Annotated in this window: 1 protein-coding gene and 1 pseudogene; both read right to left on the reverse strand. The window is 74.7% G+C overall.

Features of this window, described 5'->3' with window-relative positions:
* Positions 1-93: 93 nt before the first annotated feature.
* On the reverse strand, positions 94-447 hold the full coding sequence (locus tag ACFXB5_RS53655) for a VOC family protein (protein ID WP_385223358.1): 354 nt from the start codon (positions 445-447) through the stop codon (positions 94-96).
* A 9-nt stretch (positions 448-456) separates the two neighbouring features.
* A pseudogene (locus ACFXB5_RS53660) lies at positions 457-1762 on the reverse strand (hypothetical protein); the annotation flags it as partial.

The following is a 1762-nucleotide window of genomic DNA, read 5'->3' on the forward strand; positions in this document are numbered from 1 at the left end:
TGTCTAGAAGAGACAGCGCCGGGCACCCGCCGGTCGCGACGCAGCGGACTGCGGGGAGGGGCCCGAGTACGGCGGAGCGCGGCGCGGGGGCGTTTACTGACGCCGCTGGGCAAGGACGCAGAACTCGTTGCCTTCGGGATCCGCCAAGACAATCCACGATTGGTCACCCTGGCCGATATCAACACGCTGTGCGCCGTGCGCCACCAGACGAGCCACCTCGGCGTCCTGGTCATCAGGCCTGAAGTCGAGATGCAGTCGGCTCTTGGCCTTCTTGCTCTCATCAATCCGGACGAAGTCCAACCCTGGCAGGCGATCCGTTTCCGGACGGATCTCGAACTCGTCATCGGAGGAGTGGACCACAACCCAGCCAAGAGCCTCGGCCCACCACTGCCCCAAGGCCACCGGATCTTCCGAATGTACGATTACCTGTTCCCATTCCAAGGTCATCCGCAGAGCTTAGCGTTCAGTCCTCGGGCCCGCCCGTACATAGCGCTCCAGGCGAATACCGGGCAGGCACAGCGAGTACGCCAGCCGAAAGTGCCCCGTCAGCACGGCCGCCTTCGGGCGGCGTGCCTCCGGTTCATCGGCCGCGATCAGCCATGCCGAGCGCGTCCCGTCCAGCCGTCGCAGCAGCTCGGCGGGGCCGACGTCCACCCCGTAGAGCGTGCCGGAGGCCGGGCCGGGGGTGCTCAGCGCGATGTCGCGCAGCCCGGCGAGGGGGCCCGGATAGGCGATGGCGATCCGCCGTTCCTTGGGCGGGTCGTACAGCACCGGCTCACCCGGCCGGGTCAGCCGCCCCACCGCGGTGGACAGCGCCGCCAGGTCGTCCTGACGGCTCAACGGCTCCCGCTCCCACTGGTGCAGCGGGAGCTGCCAGACGGACGCGCAGCCGACCGCGAGAGCCCCGGCCGCGGCGACCACGGCACGGTGGCGACCGGTCACGGCCCGGCGGCGGCCGGACACCGCCTCCGCCAGTCGGTCGACCCCCGCCGCGGCCAGTAGGGGGATGCCCGCCAGGGCGAACAGGAGGTAGCGCTCGTGGAAGCAGGGGCGGTGGAGGGCCAGGGCGAAGAGGAGGACGGGCGGGACGCAGATCAGGGGCAGGGCGACCGCGGTCAGCGCCGTCCGGCGGGGGCGGACCACGGCGATCGCGATCAGCAGGAGGTTGACGGCGAGGACGAGCGCGCTGGGGCCCGCGAACTCCTCGACCACCGCCCACAGCCGACCCGGCGTCGGATGGCGTATCCAGGCGATCTGCGCGCTCTGCCGCCGGGCCACCACCGCCAGCGGCGCCACCGCCCCCACCGCCCCCGCCGCCGCGCTCCCCCAGCCCCACCACACGCGGCGCGGGGCGCGCGAGACGAACAGCGTCAACGCGTGCGCGGCGAGCATCAGCACCGCGAACACGTGCAGCAGCGCGGTCGCGGCCACCACACCCCCGTACGCGGCCCAGCGCCACCCGGCCGCATGGCCCCACGCCCCGGGCCCGCCCGGCCCCGGCGCCAGACGGGGCACGTCGCCGCGGACCCGTACGGCCGAACGGACCCGTGTGGCCGACGCCACCTCGCCCGCTGGCGCGGCCGGACGGGTCGCCGCCCCGGGGGCGGGCGCGGAGGCGGGACCGGAGGCCGATGTGGGCGCCGCCCCGGGGCCAGGGGCGGATGTAGGCGCCGCCCCAGGGCCGGGGGCGGGCGCCGCCCCGGGGTCGGGCGTGGGCGCGGGACCGGGGCCGGGTGCGGGCGCCGCCCCAGGGCCAGGGCCG

It is taken from the genome of Streptomyces sp. NPDC059455, from assembly GCF_042750115.1.
Taxonomy (GTDB): domain Bacteria; phylum Actinomycetota; class Actinomycetes; order Streptomycetales; family Streptomycetaceae; genus Streptomyces; species Streptomyces endocoffeicus.

Coding starts and splice junctions, on each gene's coding strand:
- ACFXB5_RS53655 (WP_385223358.1), bottom strand. CDS start 447: ATGACCTTGGAATGGGAACAGGTAATCGTACATTCGGAAGATCCGGTG.